The sequence below is a fragment of the Bradyrhizobium sp. USDA 4538 genome, assembly GCF_024171045.1.
Taxonomy (GTDB): Bacteria; Pseudomonadota; Alphaproteobacteria; order Rhizobiales; family Xanthobacteraceae; genus Bradyrhizobium; species Bradyrhizobium australafricanum.
This window is the reverse complement of record NZ_JALJZE010000001.1, coordinates 5,815,123-5,835,348: the sequence shown is the minus strand read 5'-3', so window position 1 is coordinate 5,835,348 and position 20,226 is coordinate 5,815,123. Positions and strand designations below refer to the sequence as shown.

Sequence of the window (20,226 nt, the reverse complement as noted above, 5' to 3'; positions counted from 1 at the left end):
GCTTCGCGCGCCCCGGAATGACCTCTGCATAGACGCGATAGCGCGTCCATGCAGAAGTCATTTCGCCGCCCCGATCTCGCGGAAATATCTGAGCACGCCGGGGTGGATCAGGTTGATATCAGGCGCGGCGGCGACGGTGTTCGCCGCCGTGGTCTCGCACGCCTGGGCGAGCTTGTTGCAGAAGGTCGCCTCGATGCCGTGCAGCGTCTTGGCCAGCCGATAGGCGACATCGTCGGGCAAGGTCTCGCGCACCAGGATGTAGCTCCAGGAGCCGACCGAAGAGATTGCCGCGGTCTGCTTCGGATAGCTGCCGGCTGGGATGGTCAGCGGCTTGAGGAAAGTGTGCTTGGCGCGGATGCGGGCGATCTCGTCCGTGGTCGGCGCGATGAAGCGGGCGCCGGTGGCGCTCTCGGCCATCTTGGTGAAGCCGGGCCAGCCGATGCCGGCGCCCCACAATGCGGCGGCGCGGCCGTCCTCGACCATCGCAGGCCCGTCGCCGGCGCGATCGAGATAGATCGACTTGAAGTCCTCGTCCTGCTTCAGCCCGATGCCGTCGAGGATGTAGCGCGACAGGATCGGCAGGCCGGAGCCCTTGGCGCCGAACGCGACGGGCTGGCCGACCAGGTCCTGGATCGTCTTGTAGGGACTGTCGGCCCGCACCACGAACATGCCCGGGCTCGAATACATCGCGGTGAGGATCTTCAGCTTCGTGGCCTTCGGCCGGCCGATGCCCATGAAGGCTTCATAGGACGGCTCGCCCGCCACGGTCGCGATATCGACGTTGCCGGCCTCGAGCAGCGGGATGTTCTCATTGGAGCCCTTGGTGTTGCGCGGCTCGATCGACAGCGTCGGGTCGGCCGCATTCATCACCTCGGCGAAGGCATTGCCATAGAGCGGAAAGCCGCCACCCGGCGTCGCCGTGGCGAAACTGATCGTGGTCTTGGAAATGGTCTTGCTCCCCTCTTGCGCCGCCGCCCCGTCCGCGAGCAGCAGCGCGCCGGCGCACATCATAACAGCGAATTTCATCCCGAGCCTCAAGCATTCCACACGAACCCGACTATCGTCGCACGGGCGACGTCGTAGGCAAAGCCAGCGTTTTGTGAAACCATGCCGGCAACAGTCACAAGAAAATGACGGGAGAGACGATGATCCGGTTCGCGCGTGTCGCCTTGCTTGGTTTGATTAGCTGCCTCGCCTCGATTGCCCCCTCATCCGCATCCGACTATCCGAACCGCCCGGTGCGCTGGGTGATCGGGTTTGCCGCCGGCGGTCCGGTCGACATCGTCGCCCGCATCATGAGCCAGTGGCTGTCGGATCATTTCGGCCAGCAATTCATCGTCGAGAATCGCACCGGATCGGGCGGCAACATCGCCGCCGCGGCCGCTATCAACTCGCCGGCTGACGGCTATACGCTGTTGTTCGTCGCGCCCAACAATGCGATCTCGACCTCGCTCTACAAGAAGCTGCCGTTCGACTTCCTGCGCGATACCACCCCGGTCGCGAGCATCATGCAGCTCACCAACATGCTGGTGGTCTCGAACGCGATGCCGGTGAAGACCGTCCAGGAGTTCATCGACTACTGCAAGGCCAATCCGGGCAAGATCTCCTATGCCTCTTCGGGCAACGGCACCTCGGTGCACATGTCGGCCGAGTTGTTCAAGGCGATGACCAAGTGCGACATGCTGCATGTGCCGTATCGGGGATCCGCGATCGCCTTCCCCGACATCATCTCCAACAAGGTGCAGCTGATCTTCGACAATCTGCCGTCGGCGCTGGAGCAGGCCCGCGGCGGCAACGTCCGCGCGCTCGGCGTCACCTCGCCGAAACGCTGGGCGAGCGTGCCCGACGTGCCGGCGATCGCCGAGACCGTGCCGGGATTCGAGGCGGTCGGCTTCTACGGCATCTCGGCGCCGAAGGGCACCCCGCCCGAGATCGTCGATGCGCTCAACAAGGCGGTCGGCGAAGCGCTGAAGGACCCCAAGCTCGTGGCGCGCCTCGCCGAGGTCGGCGGCATCCCGAAGCCGATGGCCCCGGCCGAATTCGGCAAGCTGGTGGCCGACGAGACCGAGAAATGGCGCAAAGTCGTCGAGTTTGCCGGCGTCTCGGTGGATTGAGGCGCCGGTCGCCAGGGAAACGGAGGGCCAGGCAGGATGGCTGCCGGCCGCTGTTCCAGCGATGCCGGCCGCAAGACGTGGCTGGCCCGGCGGCGTCGGCACAGGGGTGCGGGCGGCATTGCCGAAACCGCAGTCAGCCTGTAAACGGAGCCCGCACCGTTGCCGGCCGCGCCCCGCGGCCCGCAAGGCGGCGGGGCCTGTAGCTCAATGGTTAGAGCCGGCCGCTCATAACGGTCTGGTTGCAGGTTCGAGTCCTGCCGGGCCCACCAGCAAATCAACTGTAAGTTCGTTATCGCAGCTTGCCGAGCCACAGCGCGGTGAGCGCCGAGCGATTACGCACGCCGAACTTGGCGTAGATCGACTTGACGTGGAAATGCGTGGTGTTCGGACTTTGGTCAAGCCTCTGCGCGATCTGCTTTTCCGTGTGCCCGTCGAGCAGTGCGAGCAACACCCTGCGTTCAGCAGGTGTCAGGGGTGCATTGGCGATGAGCAGGCCGTGGCTGAGCAGTTGCTGACGGTGAAACCATCTCAACCCGCGCATCACGAAGCCCAGACGCTGGCCGTCCTGTGCCGAGAAGCGAGGGGCCTCCGCATCGCGAAATACGAACAGGCGAATCCTCACGTCGTCGTTGAGCGCAATGCGCACGGAGATGCTGTCGGCGAATCCGACGTCCAGATAGTGCCGCCGATAGTGCTCGCCCTCGAACCATTCCGGCGGCAGCGCTTCGAACAGCAGGCGGACCCGGAACGGCTCATCTCCCGACATGGAAAGGATCTGAGACAGGTCGACGTCGCGGGACCAGAGCGTATCGAACTGCTTCTGCACGGATGCTGCCACCGCCGGTATCGGGTCCAGCACCCGGACGAGGCGCGGACGCCAACCGAGCAAGGGATCGGCCCGCTTCGGCGAAGGCAATCGCACGACCACACCCCATAGCACATTGCGTGCCGACAACATGGTACGCAGTGCGGCTAGCAGATGTATCAGTGCGGCGTCGCCGTCGCCGACGGAGAACTCGGCCAGCCGATCCCAGAGTGCATAGACATCTTGATTCTGCGGATTGGTGGAATCCGTCGATAGATACATGTCCCCCCCCGAACCGAGTGCGCAGGTCACCGACCTTCGAGCAAGCATAGGAGACACCGGACCACCTTTCTAGGTAGTTCCCAGACGCATCAACTGGCGAGATATTCAGTGCGGGTGTTGGGAAGACTGGCCTTCTCACCGTCACGATATTCGGAGATTAACGATGCGCACAGCAACGGGCGCGCGCCGGCTTGACACGCCCGACGACGACCGGACGGAGCGGCGGTGGCGTCTCGGCTTTTTCATCGCCCTATTATGCGCCGTTTTGATTGCACTCGCGGCCTTCACGCAGGAGCAACCTGCCAAAGCGTTGATCCGACCCACTGGCCCGCTGCCGGCGATCAACATTCCCTGATCGAGGCGCTGTTGGCGCACCATTTGCCAACTCCTGGAGATCATCATGCGCGCCGCTGCAACTGCTGCGATTGCTAACGCTTTTGTCCGGGTATTCCCCGCATCGTCATTGCAGGCAAACGTCCTCAAGCAGACCGCGTTGTTCTGTGGAGCCGCCCTCTTGGTGTGGCTGCTGTCGGTGACCTATGGGCTGGATCTCAGTGCCGGATTCTTCTAGCCGATCAGCATCCGATTCTTGCGTTTGCTTCGGTATCCAAGCCCGTTGAGCCTCATGTGCAGGGGTCGTCGCGCTCTTCAGGGGCAAGTTCATAGAAGGATGCGGAAATGCGCTGCTCAGACGTTTTGCTCTGCGGCTCGAAGTCCTGGGTTGAAGCCGCCGGCTATCTCGCATCTCTTCTCGTCTTCGCCACGTTTTGCATGAAGACGATGCTCCAGCTCCGGATCACGGCCATCTTGAGCAATGTCGCGTTCATCGCATACGCGTTCTTCGACGGCTTGTATCCAATCCTCATCCTTCACTCGGTTCTGCTGCCTCTTAACGCCGTCCGAACGGTCCAAATGCTCCGCGTCAGGCGAATTGCGGAGCAAGCATCCAAGGGCAAATTCACAACCGAACCGCTATGCCCGTTTATGGTTGCAGGTTCGAGTCCTGCCGGGCCCACCAGCAAATCAATGGCTTGGCACTCACGATCGCCGAAGCCCTTGTCTCCTCCACGCAAAAAAGATGCCGCGCCCGAAGGACACGGCAAGTTTCAGGGAGGGTGAACCGGCAGACTTCCGGTGCATGCCTGAGACCCCGGCCCATCGTCGGTCAGGGCGCGATCTGAAGATCAGCGGCCGCCCACCACGGCGGTCACCATTTCAATGCGGCCGTACGCACGGGATGATCCCAGAGCGCGGTGGTCTCGCTGTCGAGCAGGCTTACGGTGAGCGAACAACCCGCCATGTCCAGCGATGTGACGTAGCTGCCGACCAGCGAACGGGCGATGCGCAGGCCTCGCTCCTCGAGCATCCGGCGCGCCGCGTTGTACATCAGATAGAGCTCGATCGTCGGCGTACCGCCGAAGCCGTTGACGAGCAGCAGCGCCTCGGAGCCCGCGGGCGCTGCGAGATCGCCGGCGATCGCTGCCGTCATCTCCGATGCGATCGCATCGGCCTCTGCGAGCTTGACGCGACGGCGGCCAGGCTCGCCGTGAATGCCGACCCCCATCTCCATCTCGTCTTCGGCAAGTGCAAAGGTCGGCGTGCCCGCAGCCGGGACGGTGCAGCTGGTCAGCGCCACGCCCATCGAGCGCGTCTGTGCGTTGATGCGCTCGCCGAGCGCCACGCAGGAGGTGAGATCGGCGCCTCTCTCGGCGGCGGCGCCGACGATCTTCTCGACAATCAACGTGCCGGCGACGCCGCGCCGCCCGATACTGTAGGTAGACTTCTCGACCGCGACATCGTCATCGGTCACGATGGTGGCGATGCGACCCTCGGCGATCTCGGCTGCCATCTCGAAGTTCATGCGGTCGCCGGCATAGTTCTTGACGATGAACAGGACGCCGGCATCGCCCGCGACCGCCTGTGCGGCCGCGACGATCTGGTCCGGCGTCGGCGAAGTGAACACCTGGCCGGGACAGGCGGCATCCAGCATGCCGTAGCCGACGAAGCCCGCATGCAGCGGCTCGTGCCCGCTGCCGCCACCCGAGACCAGCGCGACCTTCCTGCCGTTCAGCTCGCGGCGGCGGACGAATTTGCGCTCGGCGCCCAGCACAACCAGATCGGCGTGCGCGGCCGCGAAACCGTCGAGGCTTTCGCCGAGCACGTTGTCGACCGAATTGATGAACTTCTTCATTGTCTCCTCCCCGCTTCGTCCGTTTGGCGTTTCTCGCCTATTTTTCCCGCATGATGGCAATCAGTCTCCGCGTGAACTCCTGGAGCAGCGTGTCGAGCTCGGCGTTGCGCTTGGTGCTGCCGAGGTCCGGCAGATGCAGCGTCAGCGTCCGCTCGTGCGAGCCTTCGCTCAACCGGCCGACGCGGCGCGGATGCGCGCGCGCATAGGCGCGAAGGAAGGCTGCCTTCGCCTGTGGCGGAAAGTGGCAGACATCGAAGATCGTGTTGAGATGCTGCACCGGGATCGGCACCGGATAGGCGGGATTGCTGATCTGGCTGACGAAACTGCGGTTCTTGCCCATGGCATGGGCCAGCCGCAGCCGCATGCCGGACGGGCGGCTCTCAAGGACTTCCTTGAAGATGCGCTTGTAGACCGCAACCGCGCCGGCTTCGGGCGCTTCATCGGCCGCCGTGTCAGCCAACGCTGCCTCCGCTGCTCAGCCGGTCGATGGTGTGCTTGATCTGCGCCAGCGCCGAGGCGTTCACGGACAATTCGCGCAGTCCGCAATTCAGCAGAGCGGGCAGGCAGCGCGGATCACCGGCCATGTCGCCGCACAGGCTGACGCTGATGCCGGCGCGGCGGCCGTGCTCCGCGGTCCGCGCGATCAGTTCGAGCACTGCGGGATGCAGAGGGTCCACCAATGGGGCGAGAGCTCCGTTGGAACGATCGCAAGCCAGGACATATTGCGCGAGATCGTTCGAGCCGATCGAGAAGAAGGCGGCCTTGAAGCTAGATACCGCAAGGGCCGCCGCCGGGACTTCGACCATGATTCCCAGCTCGGGAAGCATCGCGGCAATGCCGTCCGCCTGCAAGCGCTGCACGACATCGGCGAACAGCTTCCGTCCCGCCTCGAGCTCGTCCGCCGATGTGACCATCGGGAACATGACCTTGAGATTGCCGCGCACCGCGGCCCGCGCCAGCGCGCGGAGCTGAACCGCAAAGATCTCGGGCCGGGCGAGGCACAGGCGCAGGCCGCGCACCCCGAGGAACGGATTGGCTTCGCCGTCCACCGTGAAGCCCAGCACCGGCTTGTCGCCGCCCGCGTCAAACGTGCGAATGGTGACAGGCCGCTGGCCGGCCCAACGCAACACCGCATCGTACGCCTGAAACTGTGTCTCTTCGTCGGGCAGGCCACCACGCTCCGTCAGCAGGAACTCGGTGCGCATCAGGCCGATGCCGTCGGCATATTGCGCGTCGGCATGCTCGAGATCCTCGACGCGTTGGATATTGATGAAGAGCTTGATCCGCTCGCCGCGCCAGGAGGCTGTCGGCCGCCGCAGGATTGCGCGCGCGGATGCCCTGCTCTTGAGATGGCTGTCGCGCCGCTTCTCGAAAGTACGGACCTGTTCGGCATTGGGATCGAGTTCCAGCGTCGCGCCTTCGCCGTCGAGCAACGCCATGGTGCCGATGTCTGGAATTGAACCGAGCTGCACCACCATCGGGATGCCGCGCGCGCGCGCCAGCATCGCGACATGGCTGGTCGGGCTGCCGCGCAACAGCGCCAGGCCACCGCCGCCGGACCAGTCGATCTCGAGGAATCGAGATGGCGGCAGATCGTCGGCGCAGATCACGCCCCCGCTCGGGACCTTCAGCGGCTGCCCCTGGTCGCCACGCAGAACGTGGACCACGCGGTCGCGCAAATCCGCAAGATCGGAGGAACGCGCTTTCAGATAGTCGTCCGGCGCGGAATTGTAGTCGGCGATGTGCGCGTCGAGCGTCGAACGCCATGCGATATCGGCTGGACGTCCCTCGCCGATCGACGCGAAGATCGCCTCGATCAGATCCTCATCCTCCAGCAGCGCAACCTGGAATTCGAGGATCTGCGCAGCTTCGCCGCCGGCGCTGGCGGCAAGATCCGCGATCTGGCCACTCGCGACGTCGATCGCATTGCGCAAGGCCAGCGCCTCCTCGACCAGTGTGCCGGCCACACGCTCGCCGGCCGCGCCCGCGTCGACACGGACGAACGGGCCATGGGCAAAGCCGATCGAGGCGGTCCTGCCGCGGTAGGCCAGCCCTGCAGCGCCGCCCGGCATGCTATGGTGCTCCATCCGGGAAATCGCTCGCGATCAGATCGACCAACGCCGCGACCGCGACCTCGGCATCGCTGCCGGAGGCCTTGATATCGATCGTGCTGCCGTGTGCCGCGCGCATTGCCATGATCTTGGCCACGCTCTTGGCATTGATCCATTCAGGCGCGCCCGCGACTCGCACCGAGATCTGCGCCTGGAACTTCTTGGCGAGCTTGGTCAGCTTGACCGCGGGGCGCGCGTGCATGCCAACCGCATGCACCAACCGCACACTGCCGGTGAAGATCTGTTCGTCCGCTTTATCAAGCATGCTCATCATCCACCATCGCTTCCCCGCCGGCTCAGTCGGCAGAGAGTTCCTCGGCCACGGCCCTGACCTGGGCCAGCGAGCTGCCGCCCGCAGCTTCGGTCGCCGCCATGACGGCGCCCTCGACGATCGGGGCGTTGCAGACGACAACGAGATCACGCCGCGCCGGCTCCAGCATTTCGACCGCCATTTCGCTGTTCGTCTCGGCGCCGCCGAGGTCGACAAGCACAGCAACGCCTTTTGACGACCAGGCATCGTTGATGGCGTCGATGATCAGCGGCACGCTGGTGCCGAGACCACCATCGGGATTGCCGCCGCAGAAGGCGACCTTGACCTCGCTGCCGACCATCTGCCGCACCATGTCCGCGGTTCCCTTGGCAATATCCCGGGAATGCGAGACGATCACGATCCCTACGGTATCGGTCATTGCCGCGCCTCCAGGCCAGCGCACACAGCGTGCAGCAGAACGCAGCTCGATCGTGCCCCGGGATCGACATGACCGACGCTGCGCGCACCGAGGAACGACGCCCGGCCCTTGGTGGCTTGCATCGGCACTGTGCGCTCAACCGCTTCAGCTGCGGTGATGCGCACCCGCGCGATCAAATCGGGCTGGCCGGCGCCCGCTTTCAGTGTCTCCAGCACCGGAACGAGCACATCGAGCATCGTCTTCTCGCCGGCCTGCGAGCGGCCCCGCGCGCTCACCGCGTCCACTCCGCTACCGAACACGTCGGCGAGATCGTCAGGCAGGTGTTTGTCTTGCGACAGCGCCTCGCCCGCGGCGAGAAAGAAACTGCCATAAAGCGGGCCGGAGGCGCCGCCGACCGTCATGACCAGGGTCTTGCCGATCGCCTTGAATGCCTCGTTGAGCGGCTGCGCCGAGATGGCATCGAGCTTGCCGAGCACGGCTTCGAAGCCGCGCTTCATGTTGGTCCCGTGGTCGCCGTCGCCGATCGCCTGGTCCAGGCTCGTGAGCTCCGGCGCGCTGGCGATGACCTGCTCGGCGGCCGCCTTGAGCAGCGACCTGAATGTCTCCGGTTGCACAGACATCTATCTGAACCTCTCGCTCCTCTATTGGACCATCGCGCCGATGCGTTGCCCCGCGCGGTCGAAACACAGCGGACGCACCAGTTGCAATTCAACCTCCTGGCCGGCCCGCAGCGGCTGATGCGGATCCGCCAGCGTCACCAGCGTTTCGCCCTTATAGTCGAGGTGAACGTGATTCTGCTCGCCGAGATGCTCGACGCGATGCACCCGACCGACCATCTGCCCGCCGTTGCGCGCGGCGATCTGGAGGTGCTCGGTGCGGATGCCGACCGTCTCCGTTTCCGGCGGTATCGCCACATCGGACAACAGCCGTGCGGGAAGGAAATTGATCTGGGGCGTCCCGAGCCGCGACGCGACGTAGCTGCTGGATGGATTTTCGTAGACCTCCCTCGGCGTGCCGAGCTGAAGCAGCCGGCCGTCCTTGATCACACCGATCCTTGACGCCATCGTCATGGCTTCGACCTGGTCGTGGGTCACATAAAGGATGGTCGCGCCGAGCTCGAGCTGGATCCGTTTCAGCTCGAGGCGAAGCTCGGCGCGAAGCTTTGCATCCAGCGACGACAGCGGCTCGTCCATCAGATAGATCGAGGGATCGCGCACCAGCGCACGGCCGATCGCGACCCGCTGCATCTCACCTCCCGACAGGCGGGTGGCACGATTATTCAGCTTGCTGGCGATGTGCAGGAGCTCCGCGGTCTGCTCGACACGCTTGCGGATCAGCGGCTCCGGCACGCGCCGTGCCGGCGAGCGCAGCGGGAATGCGAGGTTGTCATAGACCGACAGATGCGGATACAGCGAATATTGCTGGAACACGAACGCGATGTCCCGTGAACCCGGCGGATCATGCGTCACGTCGCGCCCGCCGATCATGACCGAGCCGGCGTCGGGGCTCTCGAGCCCGGTGATCAGCCGCAGCGTCGTGGTCTTGCCGGCACCGCTCGGCCCGAGCAGGACGAGGAACTCACCGTCGTTCACCGTCAGTGAGAGGTCGCGCACCGCCTCCACCGCGCCGAAGCGCTTGCTGATGTTGCGCAAGCTGACGTCAACCATGGCGCCCTCCCTCCTCGCCGGCGGTCCTGATTGCAAGGCCGCTGCCGGCATCGAACAATGAGAGTCGAACGGAGTTGAATTCGAGGCCGACGGTCTCTCCGATCCGCACCGAGGCGCTCGACGGCAGCCGCGCCGCAACCCGTCCATAGGCGGTGTCGATTGTGACGATCTGCGTCGTGCCGAGATATTCCGCGCCGAACACCTCGCCGCGAACGGATCCGGCGTCGGTGAATCGAATATGTTCTGGACGAATCCCGAGGGCCAGCGCGGCGCTGGCGCGGTCCTCGCGGATCTCGGGCACCACGAGCCTGGTGTCGTGAAAATTGATCGCCCGGTCACCAGATCGCAGGCCGCCCTCGAAGCGCAGGAAGTTCATCGGTGGCGAGCCGATGAAGTCCGCGACGAACATGCTGGCGGGCCGGTCATAAACCTCCTGCGGCGTGCCGATCTGTTCCACGCGCCCCTTGTTCATGATCGCGATCTGGTCGGCCATCGACATTGCTTCGAGCTGGTCGTGAGTGACATAGACCGTGGTCGCCTTGATGCGATCGTGCAAATCGCGCAGCTCGCCGCACATCAGATGACGAAACTCGGCGTCCAGCGCGCCCAGCGGCTCGTCCATCAGGAAGGCCTTCGGGCGCCGCACCATGGCTCGCCCGAGCGCGACACGCTGGCGGTCGCCGCCCGAGAGCTTTGATGTCTTGCTCGACAGCAGATGCTCGATCCGCAGCATCCGCGCGGTCTCCTGCACCTGCTCGCGAATCTCGTGCCGCGCCATGCCCTGGCACTTCAGCGGGAAGCCGATGTTCTGCCCGACATTCATATGCGGATAGAGCGCGAACAGCTGGAACACGAACGCGATATCGCGGGCGGCGGCGCGGTGGAACGTGACGTCCTCCCCGTCGAGCAGGATCTTGCCCTCGGTCGGCAGCTCGAGGCCGGCAATCATGCGCAAGGTGGTGGTCTTGCCGCAGCCGGAAGGGCCGAGCAACGCGAAGAAAGTGCCGTCGTCGATGGTGAAGGTCGACCCTTCCACCGCGGTGAACTGATCGAACGACTTGCGAAGATTTTCGATGCGGATCTGAGCCATGTCCCTATTCCGGAAAGTGGCTGACGACGACGAAGCCTACCGTGCCGGCCAGAATCGTCACGAATGAATAGCTGTAGAGATCGATCGAGAAGGGCTGCACCAGCATGAAGATGCCGCCTCCGATCAGAGTCATCGCAACGGCCTCCCAGCGCCCGCGGCTGAAGAAGCGGTGCAATGTCCCCTTGGTTCCCTTGGCCTCCTTAACAACAGCTGAACCGCTCATTTGCGCACCGCTCCGAAGGTGATGCCGCGCAACAGATGCTTGCGGAGCAGCACGGTGAACATGACGATCGGGACGACGAACAGCGTGGTCGCGGCGGCAACCGCCGGCCAGTCCTGCCCGCCCTCACCGATGATGAAAGGGATGAAGGGCGGCATGGTCTGCGCCTCACCGCTGGTCAGCAGAACCGCGAAGGCGTATTCATTCCAGGAGAAGATCAGGCAGAAGATCGCGGTCGCCGCAATTCCGGTGACGGCCTGCGGCAGCACCACCTTGCGCAGCGCCTGCAGTCGCGTGTAGCCATCGACGAGGGCCGCCTCCTCGTACTCGCGTGGGATCTCGTCGATGAACCCCTTGAGCAGCCAGACCGCGAGCGAGACGTTCACGGCGGTATAGAGCAGGATCATTCCGAGCCTGGTGTCGGTCAGGTTGAGCTGCCGGTACATCAGATAGATCGGGATCGCGACCGCAACCGGCGGCATCATCCGCGTCGAGAGAATGAAGAACAGGAGATCGTCCGCCAGCGGAATGCGGAAGCGCGAGAAGGCGTAGGCCGCGAGCGTACCGAGGAAGACGGCGAGGAAGGTCGAACCGAACCCGATGATGAGCGAGTTGACGAAGCGCGGGACGACTTTGGACGGTCCGGCAATGACCATGTCATGCTTGCGGACCAGCTTGTCATACCAGGTCTCCGGGGGCGGCAACTTGGCGGTGAAATCAGGTGTCTGGCGGGTGCGCACCGTGAACAGGTTGACATAACCTTCGAGCGTCGGCTCGAAGATCACCTTGGGCGGATAGGCGATGGCATCGCTTTGCGACTTGAAGGCGGTGGCGACGATCCAGACTAGCGGCAGGATCGTGATCAACGCATAGAGGATGACGAGAGCACCAGCGAATGCCTTGGTGCGCGGCGAGGCCTCGACGATCGAGTGTGCGCTGGATCTGGCCAGGACAGATTTGGCTACGGCAGCGGTCATCGTTGCTTCACCTTGTTGAGCGCCTTGACGTAGATGTTGGCGGCACCGAACACGGCCACGAACAGGATGATGGCGAGCGCGGAGGAATAGCCGGTGCGCCACTTCTCGAATGCCGCGCGCTTCAGTGTGATCGATACGAGCTCGGTGGTCGACCCTGGTCCTCCGGACGTCAGCAGGTTGACCATGTCGAACATCTTGAAGTTCTCGATCGCGCGAAACAGCACTGCCAGCATCAGGAACGGCACCGTCATCGGCAGCGTGATCGACCAGAACTGCCGCCAGGCCGAGGCACGATCGACTTCAGCCGCCTCGTAGATGTAATCCGGTATCGAGCGCAGCCCGGCGAGACAGATCAGCATCACGTATGGCGCCCACATCCAGGTGTCGACGAGCACGATGGTCCATGGCGCGAGCGCGACTTGCCCTGTCATGCTGAAAGAGCTCGGCGGCACACCGGTGAACAAGCTGATCAGATAGTTGAACGGGCCGATCTGCGGCTGCAGCAGCAGCGTCCAGAAATTACCGACAACCGCCGGCGACAGCATCATCGGCAGCAGGATGATCGTGGTCCAGAAGCTGTGGCCGCGGAACTGACGGTTGATCAGAAGCGCGAGCCCAAAGCCGACCACGACCTGCAAGGCGACCGAGCAGATCACGAATTGCGCGGTGGTCTGGAGCCGGAACCAGACGTCCTCGTCGTTGAGTATGTCGCTGAAATTGTCGAGCCCGACAAACCGCAGCGGCAGATAGGACATGCTGAGGTTGAGGCTGGTGAAGGACAGCCGGATCATCCAGACCAGCGGAAAGATGTTGATCGCGAGCAGCAGCGCAATCGTCGGCGCGACGAACAGCCACGCGATGGTCCGGTCGGACAGACCATGGCCGCGGCGCGCGGCGCGGGATTTGGCTGGCTCGCTCACGCCCGGGATCGTAGCATGGTCGGGTTGCAGGATCGTCGTCATCTTGTCCATCGGCTCGCTGGTTCGGCTTCCCCGAGGCTGACCTCGGGGAAGCCAGTTCAGTTGGGACGCGGCGTTCGGGCTATTGCGAGGCGACTTGCTTGCCCTGTTCCTTGAACACCTTGGTCCAGTCCTTGACCAGGAGATCGAGCGCCTGCTGCGCCGTGCCCTTGTCGGCGACGACGTAGTCGTGCACCCGCTTCTGCATATCAAGCAGCAGCTGGGCGTAGGACGGCTCGGCCCAGAAGTCCTTGACGATGCCCATCGACTCCAGGAATTGCGGCGCGAACGCCGCGCTCTTCGGGAAGTCCGGCGCGTCGACCACCGCCTTGAGCGCCGAGTAGCCGCCGATCTGCCACCATTTCTGCTGCACGGCAGGCTGCGCGAACCACTTGATATAGGCGAGCGCGTCGTCCTTGCGGTCGGAGGTCGCAACCACCGAGATGCCCTGTCCGCCGAGCTGGGTGAAGTGCCCGTTCGGGCCAGCCGGATTGACGAAGAATCCGATCTTGTCGCCGCCCACATTCGGATCCTTGTAGAGGCCGGGGAAGAAGGCGAACCAGTTCATCTGCATCGCCACCTGGCCCGACTTGAAGGCATCGAGCCCTTCCTGCATGTAGGCGTTGGTCATGCCCGGCGCGGTGCAGCACTTGTAGAGCTCCTTGTAGAATTCGAGCCCCTTGGCCGCCTCGGCGGAATTGACGATGCCCTGCATCTGGTACGGCTTCTTCGGATTGTCGTAGCTGAAGCCGTAATTGTAGAGGACGTTGGTCACGCCCATCGTGATGCCTTCGGAGCCGCGCTCGGTGAAGATGTAGGCGCCGTAGACCTTCTTGCCGTCGATCTCGCGGCCCTGGAAGAACTCCGCGATCTGCTTCAACTCGTCATAGGTTTTCGGCGGCGCCAGATCACGACCGTACTTGGCCTTGAAAGCCGACTGAATGTCGGGCCGCGAGAACCAGTCCTTGCGATAGGTCCAGCCCACGGCGTCGGCCATCGCCGGCAGCGCCCAGTAGTTCGCCGAATTCTTCGGCCACTGCGAATAACCGACAACGGTCGCCGGGACAAAGTCGTTCATCGAGATGTGCTCTTTGTCGAAGAAATCGTTGAGCTTGACGTACCACTTGTTCTCGGCGGCGCCGCCGATCCACTGGCTGTCGCCGATGATCAGGTCGCAGAGCTTGCCGTGGGAGTTGAGCTCGTTGAGGAAGCGATCCGCGTAGCTCGTCCAGGGGACAAACTCGTACCTCATCTCGATGCCGGATTGCTTGGTGAAATCCTTGCCGAGTTCGACCAGCGCGTTGGCCGGATCCCATGCCGCCCAGCACAGCGTGAGCTGCTTACCCTGGGCCGCAGCTTCGCCTCCGCCAAATATCCCCAGCAGCGCCGCCCCGAGAACCGTGGTGGCCGCCGAGCTTCTCAGCCAATTGAATGTTCGCATATCCGTTTCCTCTCTCGTTGAAGCGTCCAACCCGCTCGGCGCGCCCTGCCGGAGCGACGCCAAGACCCTGAAACCGAGTTTGAGGAGCGATGAGTGAAGGACGAGACGGACCGCTGCCGGAGACGGCTCCGGCATGGCTTGGGCTCCTCCTGCACATCGGCGCTCGATGCGCGATGTTTAGTTTTTTGTATTACTAAACGTAGTACTAAATTTTTTGGCCCGTCAAGCCGGTTCTCGCGACCTTGGCGAAAATATTCCCGACGCTCGCACGCGCAAGCGTCGACGTTTGCAATGCAGCAAATTTCCCCATAATTGCAGCGAATGCGGCGAACAACGATTGCCGACCTGGTCCGGAGGACGCAATTCGGTCCGTCCCGATAACAGGGAAGCCGGAAGGTCAGCCGCAGCCAGCATGTTTAGTATGCGACTTTACTGAACGTTCAACAAAGCGATTGGGCGCGCGAGCAGCCTCAGCTTCGGCCGAAATCCGCCATTGCCGCGAACCGCACCGGTTTCGCGCCAGAAAACGACCTCACCAAAAGCGCGACGAACGCCATCGAACTCAAGCATGGTGCAGCAAGATCAACGAAGCCGATCTTGTTGCGCCGCTCATAACGGTCTGGTTGCAGGTCCGAGTCCTGCCGGGCCCACCACTCGTGTTATCGACCGGACACCGGGATCCTGAGGCTTGCGGTCAAAATGCACCCCAATGCCAACACCACACCCACGCCTGCTACACAGGCCGCCCATCCGAAATGATCGAACAATTGACCAAGCACCGCGCTGCCGACCAGGCCGCCGAAGAAATAGCAGGCAAGGTAGGTGCCGCTGGCAACCCCGCGGTTTGTTCGCGCCGCCTGCCCGACGAAGCCTGTGGCGCAGGCTTGCGCAAAGAAGGTGCCGACCCCGATCAGCACCATCCCCGCGAGCACATCCGCAAGGTGCGATGAGAGCATCAGTGGCAGGCCTAGAGCGGCGATAGCGAGACCGCCCCAAAGTGTTAGGCGCATACCGAACAGTGCCACCGCTTTGCCAGCCAGCAGCGTCGTGACGACGGAGGGGAGAAATACGAAATAGACAAAACCCACCCCCATCATACCGAGCGACAGTGGGGCGCGGACCAGGATGAAGTTGACGTAGGTAAAGGTGCCGATGAACGCGAACAGGATGCAGAAGCCAAGGCCGAAGGCCGCGCGTAGCGCCGGATCGCGCCAATGCTCTATCATTGCCGAAAGTGGCGATTGTGCCGGGCCGATGGAGTGCATGGGCTGGACGCGCTTGATTGTGAAGTAGACCAGCAGCGCGCCTGCGAGATTGAGCACGGCAAAGAAATAGAAATTCGTCGCCAGGCCCAGATTGTCGGACACGGACGCCGAGATGAGACGTCCGATCAGATTGCTTGCGACGTTCCCGGTGATATAGGCGGCGAAGGCGCCGCCAGCATCCATTGCGCTGCACTGTTCGCCCAGATAGGCAAGGGTTAACGTAAAGGCTGACGCCATGCAGAGGCCCTGCATGATGCGAAGAATGGTGAAGACGGCAAGGTTCGGTGCGACGGCAAGCAAGCTCGTCGGAATCGCGAGCAGAAGCAGGCTTGCCAGAATGCCGGTCCTGCGATCGATGTGCGGGCTGAAGGATCCGACCACCAGTCCTGCGACTGCCATGCCGATCGTGCTGGCATTGACGGCGAAGCCCATCGCACCGGGCGTGACGTCGTAGTGCCGCGTCAGAGTTGGCAGAATTGCTTGCGTTGCGAACAGGTCGACGACGGTCAGGAATGCGGTGAGGCCGATCACCAGAGATCGCAGCGCCACGCCGGTCGAATGACCGTGCTCTTGCATTGGTTTTGCTGTGACTTCCATCGGCATATCAGTCATCGCCGCAGCTCCTGTGATCGAAGGGGGATGTGACGCCCGGGCGTGCGGGGCCAACACGTGGCTCCCGGGTCGTCACATCCGGTAACGAGGCGTGGGGCTGGAGCACTCGTTACATGTTGTGGTCAGTCGGATCCTTGCGAACGTCGCCGACATAGAGAATGACGGTCTCTTTGCCGAGGTTCTTCCACCAATGCGAGGTGCCGTAGACCTCCGGTCGCAGGTCACCTGCCTTGTGCACAATTGGGTCGACGCAGTTGCTGGCGTATTCGACGACCTCGCCCTGCTGGACAAAGATCAGCGCCGGCCGATCGTCATGGCTGTGCCAGGGCACGATGCCACCGGGCTCGATGGTCAGCTTGCGGAAGCGCAGTTCGCGTCCCTCGATATGCGCGGGTTGCTTGCCGAGATCGATGGAGCCAAGCGTCACGTCGGTAACACCAACCGGCTTGTAGTCCACCATCGAGCGGGCATTGGCCTTCATCTTGTCGGCGGGACATTCGCCGGCGAAAGCCGCGGATGCTGTCGCGAGCGAAATGGCAATGGCGCTCGCGACGCCGAGAGCTCGCCGGATCTTGCGCGAGGTTGCGATGTCATTGAACATGTTGTTGTCTCCTTGATGTCGCGGCCCCGAAAGGCTGGCCGGCGTGTCAGGAGCATCGCGCAAGGCCCTTGCTTCGGGAAATGCCGGTTGGCTGTTGAGTCGATAGCGGCGAGCTATGCGACTCAAGCGCGGCCGAGCATGTGCTTGATGTCGGACGCGAAGGTCGGACAGGCGGAGATGTGGTCACGAAGCTCGCTCCCGCGGGTGCCGAGTTTCATTGCAAGGCCGAACATATCTCCAAGTTCATGACCGGCATGGCCCACGATGGACATCAGGAAAGGAACGGTAGCGAATTTGCCAATTCACAGTACGTTATAGCGGGACATAGAAAACCCCTCGGGGGACGGCCATCCCCGCTCAGGCGTCCAACACGAAATGCGGGCCCGCTCTGATATCGATAGCCCAATGCTATCGTGCTTTGTGCAATGCTCCTGGCGGAGACAAAGGCGCCTCTGGTGGGCGGTCCGCGCAGGAATTGCCATCTGAAGGTCAAACATACGGGAGCAAGGGATGACATCGCTTTCCCCAGCCGACGCCGAGCGGCTCAAGGTCGCCTTTCAGCGCTGCCGGGAGATGGAAGGCACTCTCAACGAGCAGCTCCAAGCCTATGCGGCAGCAGGCCGGGAAATCTTTCCGGCCTATGGCGACGCAGTCGATCGCCTCGTTATCAGGGTCAACGAAAATGGCGGCGGCGAAAACGCGCCGCGTCCTGGCGAGCCGATGCCACCTTTCGTGCTACCCGACGAAAGCGGTCGCCTAATCGCCTTGCCCTCTCTGCTCGAGCGAGGCCCGGTGGCGGTGATGTTTTTCCGCGGCCATTGGTGCCCGTATTGCCGACTCAATGTCAGGGCCGTGATCAAGGCCTATGACCGCATCAAGGCTCTGGGGGCGGACGTCGTCGCCGTCATGCCCGAGACACAGGAATATGCGGCAGAATTCAAGTCCGAAGCCGGAGCACCGTTTCCAGTGCTGACCGATCTCGACAATGGCTATGCGCTGTCCCTCAACCTGGCGATCTGGCTTGGTGCAGAGATTGAGCGGCTTCTCTCTTATCTCGACATGCCGAGCTTTCACGGCAACGACGGTTGGGTGTTGCCGATTCCTGCGGCCTTTGTGATCGGATGCGATGGCATCGTCAAAACGCGTTTTGTTGATCCCGACTTCCGGCGCCGCATGGCGATCGAGGATCTACTCGGAGCTCTGAAGGACGCGAGGTAGGCGCTTCCGGGCGACCCGCGTGCATTGGTACTCTCACGCGGCTCGGCTCTTCTCCAAAAACTGCCGCCAATCCGTGCCACGCAGCATGCGCATGACGGCAGATGCGACCGCAGTTCGCTCGCGACCGGCGACGCCGTAGAGATTGACCGTGCGTCGGGCATCGAGTCCCTCGACCGAGGTACGTTTGAGCGTCTGCGGTATCCGCGAGGTGTCAGGAACCACGGCGATGCCGATACCGGCCTCAAGCAGCTCAATGAGATCGCGCTCGCTCGAGATTTCGTGGCAATGATCGACGTCTATGCCGTGCTCTCGCAAGACGGTGTTCAAGCGCGGGCCATACTCGCAGTATCCACGCGACAAAAGCTGTTCGGAACGCAGATCATCGAGGTCGATGCTGTCCTGATCGGCAAGCCGGTGGTCAGCGTTGACGACGAGCTGAAAGTCCTCCGTAAATAGCGGCCAGGTGTCGAGCCGCTCCCAATTCGGGTCGAGCTCAGCTGCAATTCCTAGCTCCGCCTCGCCTTTCTTCAGCATGTCTCCGACTTCGCGGCCATTGCCACGGAGAAAACGGAATTCCAGCCGATTGAACTGGCGCTTGATCTGATCGAGGAAGGGAATCAGCAGACACAGATCGATCGAGTGGGTGAGCGCGATTCTCAGCGCGCCGATCTCGCCGCTCTTGAATGACGAGGCGAGCGAGCGCGCGCCGGCGGCGGCCTCGTAGCATTGCTTCAGCAAGGGGTGCATGCGCTGACCGAGCTCGGTCAATCCGGCCGGACGCTCGCGGCGAAACAGGTCGCCGCCAAGCTCTGCCTCGAGCTGCTTGATTGCTCGCGTCAGCGATGGCTGGGTGACATTGCACTCATCGGCAGCACGCGTGAAGTTGAGCGTCCGCGCGACCGCGAGGAAGTACCGAACCTGATGCATTTCCATGGCCGAACTCCCCTGATCCGGCTCACAGTCTAGCCGATTGAGGGCCAAGGCGGCCATAGCGCGCACCTATGGTTTTGGAAGTCAAAGGGTATTTCCGTGAATCCATTTTGCGATGCAGATTTTGGCGATCGTCGGATACCACCGACGACGCAAGCGGGATTCAGAAGATGAATGTCCAGATCAAATCGCATGCCGCAATGGACGCAAGAATGCTCGATGGCAGAGTAACCCTGGTGACCGGCTCAACCAGCGGGATCGGGCTTGGCATCGCCCGCGCGCTTGCCGCGGCTGGCGCAAATGTGATGCTGAATGGCTTCGGAGCCGCGGCCGAGATCGCCAGGACGAAAGATGCGATAGAAGCCGATCATGGCGTCAAGGTCGGCTATTCAGCGGCCGATATGACGTCGCCAGATGCGATCGCCGAGATGGTCGCGGTGACGCTGGCCGACTTTGGTCGGCTCGACATTCTCATCAACAATGCCGGTATTCAGCACGTCGCACCGCTCGACCAGTTTCCGGTCGAAAAATGGGATCAGATCCTTGCGATCAATCTATCGTCCGCGTTCCACACCACGCGGCTGGCACTGCCGGCGATGCGCAAACAAGGATTCGGCCGCATCATCAATGTGGCATCTGCGCATGGGCTGGTCGCCTCGCCGTTCAAGGGGGCCTATGTCGCCGCCAAACACGGCATTGTCGGCTTGACAAAGGTAGCGGCGCTCGAAATCGCCGAGGAAGGTATTACGTGCAACGCCATCTGCCCTGGCTATGTCTATACCCCGCTGGTCGAAGCTCAGATCGATGGACAAGCCAAGGCGAATGGAATCTCTCGGGATCAGGTGATCCGCGACGTGCTGCTGGCCCAGCAACCGAATAAGCGCTTTGCGACAGTCGAGGAGATCGGTGCGCTGGCGGTTTTCCTGGCGAGCGAAGCAGCCGCGTCGATTACCGGAATTGCTTTGCCGGTCGATGGCGGTTGGACAGCACATTGAGACGACGCTCGTAACAGAGCCGGGCGCGCTTGCGAATATTAGACCAGGCCGGAATGGGA

At 62.9% G+C, this 20,226-nt stretch carries 23 protein-coding genes and 1 tRNA gene; 7 read left to right on the top strand and 17 right to left on the bottom strand.

What is annotated here, in order from left to right; genetic code table 11:
- Positions 1 to 57: 57 nt before the first annotated feature.
- A complete protein-coding gene (locus J2R78_RS26445; protein ID WP_253607400.1) occupies positions 58 to 1,026 on the bottom strand; it encodes a TAXI family TRAP transporter solute-binding subunit in 969 nt (322 codons plus the stop codon).
- A 119-nt stretch (positions 1,027 to 1,145) separates the two neighbouring features.
- Here J2R78_RS26445 and J2R78_RS26440 point away from each other — a divergent pair, with 119 nt between their 5' ends.
- Together J2R78_RS26440 and J2R78_RS26435 are read left to right on the top strand one after the other, a co-directional pair.
- A complete protein-coding gene (locus J2R78_RS26440; RefSeq protein ID WP_253607399.1) occupies positions 1,146 to 2,114 on the top strand; it encodes a tripartite tricarboxylate transporter substrate binding protein in 969 nt (322 codons plus the stop codon).
- A gap of 193 nt (positions 2,115 to 2,307) precedes the next feature.
- Positions 2,308 to 2,383, top strand: a tRNA-Ile gene (locus J2R78_RS26435).
- A gap of 20 nt (positions 2,384 to 2,403) precedes the next feature.
- On the opposite strand, the gene J2R78_RS26430 is transcribed toward J2R78_RS26435, so the two are convergent.
- A complete protein-coding gene (locus J2R78_RS26430; RefSeq protein ID WP_092085981.1) occupies positions 2,404 to 3,201 on the bottom strand; it encodes a helix-turn-helix transcriptional regulator in 798 nt (265 codons plus the stop codon).
- 163 nt (positions 3,202 to 3,364) lie between these two features.
- On the opposite strand from J2R78_RS26430, the gene J2R78_RS26425 reads away from it, so the two are divergent.
- The 3 genes from J2R78_RS26425 to J2R78_RS26415 all read left to right on the top strand — a co-directional run bounded on the left by J2R78_RS26425 (position 3,365) and on the right by J2R78_RS26415 (position 4,320).
- Positions 3,365 to 3,556: a hypothetical protein gene (locus tag J2R78_RS26425; protein WP_092085983.1), complete on the top strand. Its 192-nt coding sequence runs from the start codon at positions 3,365 to 3,367 to the stop codon at positions 3,554 to 3,556.
- A gap of 45 nt (positions 3,557 to 3,601) precedes the next feature.
- Positions 3,602 to 3,772 (top strand): hypothetical protein, encoded by a 171-nt coding sequence (locus J2R78_RS26420; protein ID WP_253607398.1) that lies wholly within the window; start codon positions 3,602 to 3,604, stop codon positions 3,770 to 3,772.
- A 107-nt stretch (positions 3,773 to 3,879) separates the two neighbouring features.
- Positions 3,880 to 4,320, top strand: coding sequence for a hypothetical protein (locus J2R78_RS26415; RefSeq protein WP_253607397.1), 441 nt, complete (start codon positions 3,880 to 3,882; stop codon positions 4,318 to 4,320).
- 88 nt (positions 4,321 to 4,408) lie between these two features.
- Here J2R78_RS26415 and dhaK read toward each other — a convergent pair whose 3' ends face one another.
- The 14 genes from dhaK to J2R78_RS26345 form a co-directional block, all read right to left on the bottom strand.
- On the bottom strand, positions 4,409 to 5,392 hold the full coding sequence (gene dhaK / locus J2R78_RS26410) for a dihydroxyacetone kinase subunit DhaK (protein ID WP_253607396.1): 984 nt from the start codon (positions 5,390 to 5,392) through the stop codon (positions 4,409 to 4,411).
- Between the two features lie 37 nt (positions 5,393 to 5,429).
- A complete protein-coding gene (locus tag J2R78_RS26405) occupies positions 5,430 to 5,852 on the bottom strand; it encodes a hypothetical protein (protein WP_225645775.1) in 423 nt (140 codons plus the stop codon).
- Positions 5,845 to 7,464, bottom strand: coding sequence for a phosphoenolpyruvate--protein phosphotransferase (gene ptsP, locus J2R78_RS26400; protein WP_253636023.1), 1,620 nt, complete (start codon positions 7,462 to 7,464; stop codon positions 5,845 to 5,847). The genes J2R78_RS26405 and ptsP overlap by 8 nt, the downstream gene beginning before the upstream one ends.
- A gap of 1 nt (position 7,465) precedes the next feature.
- Positions 7,466 to 7,768, bottom strand: a complete 303-nt coding sequence (locus tag J2R78_RS26395) for an HPr family phosphocarrier protein (RefSeq protein ID WP_253607394.1) — start codon at positions 7,766 to 7,768, stop codon at positions 7,466 to 7,468.
- A 31-nt stretch (positions 7,769 to 7,799) separates the two neighbouring features.
- Positions 7,800 to 8,192: a dihydroxyacetone kinase phosphoryl donor subunit DhaM gene (dhaM, locus tag J2R78_RS26390; protein WP_028163196.1), complete on the bottom strand. Its 393-nt coding sequence runs from the start codon at positions 8,190 to 8,192 to the stop codon at positions 7,800 to 7,802.
- Positions 8,189 to 8,812, bottom strand: coding sequence for a dihydroxyacetone kinase subunit DhaL (dhaL, locus tag J2R78_RS26385; RefSeq protein WP_253607393.1), 624 nt, complete (start codon positions 8,810 to 8,812; stop codon positions 8,189 to 8,191). The genes dhaM and dhaL overlap by 4 nt, the downstream gene beginning before the upstream one ends.
- 21 nt (positions 8,813 to 8,833) lie before the next feature.
- Positions 8,834 to 9,859 (bottom strand): ABC transporter ATP-binding protein, encoded by a 1,026-nt coding sequence (locus J2R78_RS26380; RefSeq protein WP_076823867.1) that lies wholly within the window; start codon positions 9,857 to 9,859, stop codon positions 8,834 to 8,836.
- Positions 9,852 to 10,949 carry an ABC transporter ATP-binding protein gene (locus J2R78_RS26375; protein ID WP_253607392.1) on the bottom strand — a complete coding sequence of 366 codons (1,098 nt, stop codon included), beginning with the start codon at positions 10,947 to 10,949 and terminating at the stop codon, positions 9,852 to 9,854. Before J2R78_RS26375 ends, J2R78_RS26380 begins: the two co-directional genes overlap by 8 nt.
- Before the next feature lie 4 nt (positions 10,950 to 10,953).
- On the bottom strand, positions 10,954 to 11,172 hold the full coding sequence (locus tag J2R78_RS26370) for a hypothetical protein (RefSeq protein WP_057021016.1): 219 nt from the start codon (positions 11,170 to 11,172) through the stop codon (positions 10,954 to 10,956).
- Positions 11,169 to 12,146, bottom strand: a complete 978-nt coding sequence (locus J2R78_RS26365; RefSeq protein WP_253607391.1) for a carbohydrate ABC transporter permease — start codon at positions 12,144 to 12,146, stop codon at positions 11,169 to 11,171. Before J2R78_RS26365 ends, J2R78_RS26370 begins: the two co-directional genes overlap by 4 nt.
- A complete protein-coding gene (locus J2R78_RS26360) occupies positions 12,143 to 13,117 on the bottom strand; it encodes a carbohydrate ABC transporter permease (RefSeq protein WP_253607390.1) in 975 nt (324 codons plus the stop codon). Before J2R78_RS26360 ends, J2R78_RS26365 begins: the two co-directional genes overlap by 4 nt.
- A gap of 70 nt (positions 13,118 to 13,187) precedes the next feature.
- Positions 13,188 to 14,546, bottom strand: coding sequence for an ABC transporter substrate-binding protein (locus tag J2R78_RS26355; RefSeq protein ID WP_253607389.1), 1,359 nt, complete (start codon positions 14,544 to 14,546; stop codon positions 13,188 to 13,190).
- 659 nt (positions 14,547 to 15,205) lie between these two features.
- On the bottom strand, positions 15,206 to 16,423 hold the full coding sequence (locus J2R78_RS26350; protein ID WP_253607388.1) for an MFS transporter: 1,218 nt from the start codon (positions 16,421 to 16,423) through the stop codon (positions 15,206 to 15,208).
- A 109-nt stretch (positions 16,424 to 16,532) separates the two neighbouring features.
- Positions 16,533 to 17,024 (bottom strand): cupin domain-containing protein, encoded by a 492-nt coding sequence (locus tag J2R78_RS26345; protein WP_225159961.1) that lies wholly within the window; start codon positions 17,022 to 17,024, stop codon positions 16,533 to 16,535.
- A gap of 510 nt (positions 17,025 to 17,534) precedes the next feature.
- Here J2R78_RS26345 and J2R78_RS26340 point away from each other — a divergent pair.
- The gene (locus J2R78_RS26340) at positions 17,535 to 18,242 is read left to right on the top strand and encodes a peroxiredoxin-like family protein (protein ID WP_225645767.1); all 708 of its coding nucleotides are present in this window, start codon (positions 17,535 to 17,537) and stop codon (positions 18,240 to 18,242) included.
- Positions 18,243 to 18,275: 33 nt separating this feature from the next.
- Here J2R78_RS26340 and J2R78_RS26335 read toward each other — a convergent pair whose 3' ends face one another.
- Positions 18,276 to 19,175, bottom strand: coding sequence for a LysR family transcriptional regulator (locus J2R78_RS26335; RefSeq protein WP_253607387.1), 900 nt, complete (start codon positions 19,173 to 19,175; stop codon positions 18,276 to 18,278).
- 167 nt (positions 19,176 to 19,342) lie between these two features.
- Between J2R78_RS26335 and J2R78_RS26330 the strand changes: the two genes are divergently transcribed.
- Positions 19,343 to 20,167, top strand: coding sequence for a 3-hydroxybutyrate dehydrogenase (locus J2R78_RS26330; RefSeq protein ID WP_253607386.1), 825 nt, complete (start codon positions 19,343 to 19,345; stop codon positions 20,165 to 20,167).
- The last annotated feature ends 59 nt before the right edge of the window (positions 20,168 to 20,226 follow it).

What these genes read in the sequence shown, in the direction of transcription:
- J2R78_RS26415 (WP_253607397.1), top strand. Translation starts at nt 3,880, where the DNA reads ATGCGCTGCTCAGACGTTTTGCTCTGCGGCTCGAAGTCCTGGGTTGAA.
- ptsP (WP_253636023.1), bottom strand. Translation starts at nt 7,464, where the DNA reads ATGCCGGGCGGCGCTGCAGGGCTGGCCTACCGCGGCAGGACCGCCTCG.
- J2R78_RS26355 (WP_253607389.1), bottom strand. Translation starts at nt 14,546, where the DNA reads ATGCGAACATTCAATTGGCTGAGAAGCTCGGCGGCCACCACGGTTCTC.
- J2R78_RS26395 (WP_253607394.1), bottom strand. Translation starts at nt 7,768, where the DNA reads ATGCTTGATAAAGCGGACGAACAGATCTTCACCGGCAGTGTGCGGTTG.
- J2R78_RS26345 (WP_225159961.1), bottom strand. Translation starts at nt 17,024, where the DNA reads ATGTTCAATGACATCGCAACCTCGCGCAAGATCCGGCGAGCTCTCGGC.
- J2R78_RS26330 (WP_253607386.1), top strand. Translation starts at nt 19,343, where the DNA reads ATGAATGTCCAGATCAAATCGCATGCCGCAATGGACGCAAGAATGCTC.
- J2R78_RS26420 (WP_253607398.1), top strand. Translation starts at nt 3,602, where the DNA reads ATGCGCGCCGCTGCAACTGCTGCGATTGCTAACGCTTTTGTCCGGGTA.
- J2R78_RS26340 (WP_225645767.1), top strand. Translation starts at nt 17,535, where the DNA reads ATGACATCGCTTTCCCCAGCCGACGCCGAGCGGCTCAAGGTCGCCTTT.
- dhaK (WP_253607396.1), bottom strand. Translation starts at nt 5,392, where the DNA reads ATGAAGAAGTTCATCAATTCGGTCGACAACGTGCTCGGCGAAAGCCTC.
- J2R78_RS26430 (WP_092085981.1), bottom strand. Translation starts at nt 3,201, where the DNA reads ATGTATCTATCGACGGATTCCACCAATCCGCAGAATCAAGATGTCTAT.
- dhaL (WP_253607393.1), bottom strand. Translation starts at nt 8,812, where the DNA reads ATGTCTGTGCAACCGGAGACATTCAGGTCGCTGCTCAAGGCGGCCGCC.
- J2R78_RS26445 (WP_253607400.1), bottom strand. Translation starts at nt 1,026, where the DNA reads ATGAAATTCGCTGTTATGATGTGCGCCGGCGCGCTGCTGCTCGCGGAC.
- J2R78_RS26365 (WP_253607391.1), bottom strand. Translation starts at nt 12,146, where the DNA reads ATGACCGCTGCCGTAGCCAAATCTGTCCTGGCCAGATCCAGCGCACAC.
- J2R78_RS26360 (WP_253607390.1), bottom strand. Translation starts at nt 13,117, where the DNA reads ATGGACAAGATGACGACGATCCTGCAACCCGACCATGCTACGATCCCG.
- J2R78_RS26375 (WP_253607392.1), bottom strand. Translation starts at nt 10,949, where the DNA reads ATGGCTCAGATCCGCATCGAAAATCTTCGCAAGTCGTTCGATCAGTTC.
- J2R78_RS26425 (WP_092085983.1), top strand. Translation starts at nt 3,365, where the DNA reads ATGCGCACAGCAACGGGCGCGCGCCGGCTTGACACGCCCGACGACGAC.
- J2R78_RS26380 (WP_076823867.1), bottom strand. Translation starts at nt 9,859, where the DNA reads ATGGTTGACGTCAGCTTGCGCAACATCAGCAAGCGCTTCGGCGCGGTG.
- J2R78_RS26440 (WP_253607399.1), top strand. Translation starts at nt 1,146, where the DNA reads ATGATCCGGTTCGCGCGTGTCGCCTTGCTTGGTTTGATTAGCTGCCTC.
- J2R78_RS26370 (WP_057021016.1), bottom strand. Translation starts at nt 11,172, where the DNA reads ATGAGCGGTTCAGCTGTTGTTAAGGAGGCCAAGGGAACCAAGGGGACA.
- dhaM (WP_028163196.1), bottom strand. Translation starts at nt 8,192, where the DNA reads ATGACCGATACCGTAGGGATCGTGATCGTCTCGCATTCCCGGGATATT.
- J2R78_RS26350 (WP_253607388.1), bottom strand. Translation starts at nt 16,423, where the DNA reads ATGACTGATATGCCGATGGAAGTCACAGCAAAACCAATGCAAGAGCAC.
- J2R78_RS26335 (WP_253607387.1), bottom strand. Translation starts at nt 19,175, where the DNA reads ATGGAAATGCATCAGGTTCGGTACTTCCTCGCGGTCGCGCGGACGCTC.